We start from the raw sequence: 5,018 nt of genomic DNA, 5'->3' as shown, positions 1-5,018 counted from the left end.
CTGTACAAACGGTGCGATTCCAAGGGGCAGTTTCGCGGTGGGCCGTCGTATTACATCCAGTACGGATTGAAACAAGCCTGGCTTGGAAAAATCATGGCCTTGTTGCTGCTGGTAACCTTCGGATTTGCATTCAATGGGCTGCAATCTCATGCAGTGACTCACTCGCTGAATAATGCGTTCGGTTTCTCTACTACCTACTCCGGTGTGGTGATTGCTTTATTGCTTGGCTTGGTTTTCATCGGTGGAATCAAACGTATCGCTGCCGTTTCGGACTTGTTGGTGCCAGTAAAGACCTTGGCCTACATTGGCGTTACCGTATATGTGATTGTGCTTCAGTTTGATCATGTCCCTGGCATGCTGATGACCATTTTTAAAAGCGCCTTCGGTCTGGATCAGGCATTCGCCGGCCTGGTCGGCAGTGCAATTGTCATGGGCGTGAAGCGTGGAGTGTTTGCCAACGAGGCTGGACTGGGCAGTGCTCCAAACGTAGCCGCAGTGGCGAAAGTGGATCACCCAGCTGCTCAAGGGGTGGTTCAGGCGTTCAGCGTTTTTCTAGACACCTTTGTGATCTGTACTTGCACGGCGCTGCTGATTCTTCTGTCGGGTTTTTACACGCCAGGTTTCGAAGGTGACGGCTTGGTACTGACACAGAACGCACTCGCGGCAGTGGTTGGAGATTGRGGACGCACGTTCATCAGCGTGGCGTTGGCTCTGTTTGTCTTCACCTCGATCCTATACAACTACTATCTGGGCGAGAACAATCTGCGTTTTTTGCTTGGTGACAAGCGCGCTGCGATCATTGTCTATCGTGGTTTGGTGTTGCTATTGATCCTTTGGGGGGCTGTCCAGAATCTGGATACGGTGTTCGCCTTCGCCGATATCACCATGACGTTGCTAGCCTTTGTGAATCTGATCGCCCTCGCGTTGTTGTTCAAGGTCGGCATGCGCTTGCTGAGCGATTATGATCAGCAACGCAAAGCAGGCATCAAGACACCGATCTTCGACTCAGGCCTATTCAAGGATCTTGATCTTGATCTGAAGGCGTGGCCGCCTCGGCCAACAGTGAACAACAACATTTCTGAGCCTGCAATTCAGGTGGTTGCATCCGCAATACAAAGATGAAAAGTGCCATGACCGCCCGATGAAGTTGGCTTACAGGCTCATCACCTCCTGTACCATGCAACAACACCCACTATGAGCATTGAAAATGGAGTTTCACTCGGTTCTTGCGTTTACACTGGTTGCTGCAATTGCCATTGCTAGTCCAGGGCCTGCCACCTTGATGGCAATCAACAACAGCCTGGCCCATGGGCAACGCAGCGTAGTGTGGTCGTCCCTCGGGAATGCGAGTGGCCTGTTCTGCCTGTCTGCCGCTGCCATGCTAGGCCTGGGGGCGTTGCTTGCCAGTTCCGAATGGTTGTTCAATTCGGTGAAAGTCATCGGTGCCGGCTATCTGTTCTACCTGGGGGTAAGGCAGTTGTTCAAAAAGAGCCCGATGCTCGCGGAAGGTATGCAGGATGGCTCGAACAAGAGCAGGCCCACTCGCTTAAAACTGTACAAGTCAGCTTTCCTGACAGCGGTGACCAACCCTAAGGCGACGATGTTCTTCACTGCGCTGTTCCAGCAATTCATCGATCAGAGCGCGACGTTGCTGCCGCAGTTCCTGATCCTCACTTCGATCTTCATGGCGTTATCGGTTGCGTCGCTGAGCCTGTATGCCGCGCTTGCCTCCCGGGCCAAGGGCGTGCTGACGCGGCCTGACTTGTCCCGGTGGGTCAGCCGGGTGGTGGGGTCGACGTTCATCTGCTTCGGAGCAGCCATCCTGACCATGCGTCGACAGGCTGCATAAGCGGAGGGTGGCTATTCGCTTCTTCGCTCCTTCGGGCCAGCGAGGCCCGGCTAGCCAACCTAACTTGAGACCTACTCACTCTGGCGCCATGAGCATCGCCAGCGTCAGGTTGATGAACTCTTCATTCTTACTGATTGTGTCCAAAGCACCACGAATGTTACCGGCGACCTCCGCTGATCCTCGCTGCTCGACCCAGAGTGTGAGCTCCATGATCGCGGCTTCTAGGGCTAGTTGGTTTTCGTTGATCTTGAATAGCAGGGAAGGGAGCAGGTCTGAATTTGGCATCGTGATTCCTCCGTGGAAGAGGACAGCGTAGCAAAGTAAGAGTCAGTAGGTGATGGCTCTGCGACAGTTGAGTCCTGGCTGACAAAGTGATTTTGGTTTGAGTACAAAAGGGCCCTTCAACAGACTGTATGAAAACGCATTGAAGGCCAGCCCAACAAATGCCCCGACTTTTTCGGGCGTTTATTTTTTATGAGCAACAGACGAAAAAAAGTCTTTCAGCCCATTAGCGCCATCAACTGGCGGGCTCCGAGTAAGCTAATTGCTCGCTTGAAGTTGTAAGCGTTCATAGCTAATGCCATTTCCGCTTTTGCTCCCTCCAACTGGCGCAGCAGGAAGCGACCATTGCAATTTTCTCGCTATCGCGTTGGGCCAGAGGAGGGAAGCCTATTTGATCAATTAGCGTCAGAACTGCGGGAACTGGAAAGCTTCCACAGTTTGACTCTCGATTCAGCGATTCGCATCGGCCAAGCCCGCTTCGATAAAGCGCACAGAACTCTCCATTGCTTGTTGTCCTTCTGGCAAGATCGATGAGTAGAAATGCCAAGCGTGGAACATCGCTGGCCAAACCTCCAAGTCGACTCTGACGCGGTTGTCCGCCAAATGGGTGGCCAAACGCATCGCGTCAGTTAGCATCAGCTCGTTCTCGCCAATCTGTACCAGAATCGGAGGAAGTCCAGTGACGTCCGCGAAGACGGGAGAAGCCAAAGGATGGTTGGCCTGCGTGTCGCCTAGAAACGCTCTGGCGAGGATATCCAGGACAGGCTTAGAGTTCAGAGGATCCAGACCTTCACGATTGCTCATGGAGGCACCTGTATGCTCAAGGTTTGCCCATGGCGAAATAGATGAGCCAACCGCCGGTAATTGGAGCCCTTTCGATTTTGCCGCCACCATCACGCTGACAACCATCGCGCCGCCAGCTGACTCGCCAGAGAATGCAATCTTGTTAGCCGGGATTTTCTGCTCAAGCAACCACTCGTAGGCGCGCAGTGTGTCGTCAATAGAGGCTGGGAACTTGTGCTCAGGGGCGAGACGGTAGTCCGGCATGTACACACGAGCACCGAGCATTTTTGCGTAGTTGCCGCCGATGCCGTGGTAGCCGTCTGGACGACCAACAATGTAGGCACCGCCGTGGATGTACATCACTACCGCGTCGGTTTTGATCTCGTCCGGGGTAACCAGTGTGCCGGGTACGCCGCCCATGTCGACTGCTTCGAATTTGACGCCAGCAGGCGCTGGATTTTGCGCGAGCATTTTTGCGTAGGAGTCGCGGATGTCGCTCATTTTTGTAGTGGTATCGATTCCCTTCAGAACGGGTACCAGATCGCTAAGGCTGTTTGCCCAGGTTTGGACGGCTGCTTGTACTTTACTGTTCATAATGACCTCAATTGATCGTTGGGCAATGGAGTAGCTAATTGAGATACTATTCTTCTTATTGGGGAATAGGGTTCCCTATATCAGGTGCTAAGCCGCCCGAACGTTGACCTCCAGAGGCCTCCATGGAACTCCACAACCTGAACGATATTGCAGCGTTTGTAAGCTCAGTAAACGCTGGAAGCTTCACTGCGGCGGCCAAGCAACTCGGTCTAACTCGCTCTGCGGTGGGGAAGTCGATAGTAAGGCTCGAGGCTCGCTTACAGGTTCGCCTGCTCAATCGCACCACGCGCAGTTTGAGCATGACCGACGACGGCCAGGTTCTTTATGAGCGCTGCGTGGGCGTTCTTCAGGATCTGGACGATGTAGAAGACGCCCTGGCGTTTCGTCGTTCGACACCCAGTGGACGACTGCGGATGAGCCTGCCGGTTGCGTTGGGCAGACTTCATGTTCTTCAGCACATCGAGTGCTGCCTGAAGGATTGGCCCTCTTTGAGCGTGGATATCACTTTTTCCGACAGGCTCGTTGACCTTATCGATGAGGGATTTGACTTGGCCATGCGCATCGGGCCTCCCAAGGAAGATTCTCGGTTGCTCACGCGCACCGTGGCCTACCAACAAATGATTACCTGCGCTTCACCCAAGTATCTGGCTGAGCATCCGCAGCCTCAAACGCCCGACGATCTCTCCGAGCACCAGTGCCTGCATTTTGTGAGCGGTGGGAGACTGCTTCCCTGGAATTTTCGAGTGAGCGGTCGCTCTTTGCCTGTTACTCATGGTGGAAGGCTGCAGATGGACAGTGCTGAGTCGTTGCACCAGTCGGCTGTCGCTGGCTTGGGTATAGCAACTCTGCCTTCCTACGTGGTTAACGACGATTTGCGCAGCGGCAAGCTCGTTCAACTGCTCGCGGAGTACGCGGAGGCCGCAGAGCCTATTCGGGTGATCTACCCGAGCAAGCGCCACCTCTCTCCAAAAATCCGACTCTTCATCGATAAGCTTGTAGAGGCTTGGTCGCCTTGCCCACCATGGGAGCTGCATTCGACTGATGATCTTCGTCCTGTCTGACCGGTGAGCTAATCGCACGCACATGGTCAGTGCCTAGCTAGCGCGAAGCACATTCTTTTCATGTCGGCATCCGCTTCGGGCTGCCGGATGCTTCGCCTGCACCCGACGCCCGTGCCGAAGAACCCGGCTGCTCATAATCCCCGTGCGCCGGCGTCTCTCTCATCCTATTACCTAAAGTAAACGGATACTGACTCCTGACGCGCTTTCAGCACGGCGCAGTTTTGAGGAGCTCCTGGCTGCCTTTTGCGGGCCGGCAGTGATGGTGCAAATGCTTGACAGTGACCAACTATCAGAATAAAAATGAAGCGCTTCATAAAAATCTCTTTCGAGAATAAATACAAAAAGTAGAATCGTTATAGGTTTAGCGGTTTTGGTGGCTTATGTTCGCCAGCTATTCTTGTGAAACGATTCATATTTGCCATTCTGTCGGCAAGTCTGGAGATCATGAT

The 5,018-nt window shown here is 53.7% G+C and carries 5 protein-coding genes; 3 read left to right on the top strand and 2 right to left on the bottom strand.

Features of this window, described 5'->3' with window-relative positions; translation table 11 throughout:
- A partial coding sequence (locus AC1DSG_RS27625; RefSeq protein ID WP_477793715.1) for an alanine/glycine:cation symporter family protein occupies window positions 1-1,122 on the top strand: 1,122 nt, incomplete at its 5' end.
- Between the two features lie 85 nt (window positions 1,123-1,207).
- Window positions 1,208-1,849 carry a LysE family translocator gene (locus AC1DSG_RS27620; RefSeq protein ID WP_477793714.1) on the top strand — a complete coding sequence of 214 codons (642 nt, stop codon included), beginning with the start codon at window positions 1,208-1,210 and terminating at the stop codon, window positions 1,847-1,849.
- Between the two features lie 75 nt (window positions 1,850-1,924).
- Here AC1DSG_RS27620 and AC1DSG_RS27615 read toward each other — a convergent pair whose 3' ends face one another.
- Together AC1DSG_RS27615 and AC1DSG_RS27610 are read right to left on the bottom strand one after the other, a co-directional pair.
- A complete protein-coding gene (locus AC1DSG_RS27615; protein ID WP_477793713.1) occupies window positions 1,925-2,134 on the bottom strand; it encodes a hypothetical protein in 210 nt (69 codons plus the stop codon).
- Window positions 2,135-2,581: 447 nt separating this feature from the next.
- Entirely contained in the window at window positions 2,582-3,508 is a 927-nt protein-coding gene (locus tag AC1DSG_RS27610; protein ID WP_477793712.1) for an alpha/beta hydrolase, read from the bottom strand.
- A gap of 122 nt (window positions 3,509-3,630) precedes the next feature.
- Between AC1DSG_RS27610 and AC1DSG_RS27605 the strand changes: the two genes are divergently transcribed.
- Window positions 3,631-4,569: a LysR family transcriptional regulator gene (locus AC1DSG_RS27605; protein ID WP_477793711.1), complete on the top strand. Its 939-nt coding sequence runs from the start codon at window positions 3,631-3,633 to the stop codon at window positions 4,567-4,569.
- Window positions 4,570-5,018 lie beyond the last annotated feature (449 nt).

The organism is Pseudomonas sp. P5_A12, from assembly GCF_056400685.1.
The sequence above is the reverse complement of the archived record's forward strand: the minus strand, read 5'-3'. Positions and strand labels throughout refer to the sequence as shown.

What these genes read in the sequence shown, in the direction of transcription:
- AC1DSG_RS27610 (WP_477793712.1), bottom strand. Translation starts at nt 3,508, where the DNA reads ATGAACAGTAAAGTACAAGCAGCCGTCCAAACCTGGGCAAACAGCCTT.
- AC1DSG_RS27615 (WP_477793713.1), bottom strand. Translation starts at nt 2,134, where the DNA reads ATGCCAAATTCAGACCTGCTCCCTTCCCTGCTATTCAAGATCAACGAA.
- AC1DSG_RS27620 (WP_477793714.1), top strand. Translation starts at nt 1,208, where the DNA reads ATGGAGTTTCACTCGGTTCTTGCGTTTACACTGGTTGCTGCAATTGCC.
- AC1DSG_RS27605 (WP_477793711.1), top strand. Translation starts at nt 3,631, where the DNA reads ATGGAACTCCACAACCTGAACGATATTGCAGCGTTTGTAAGCTCAGTA.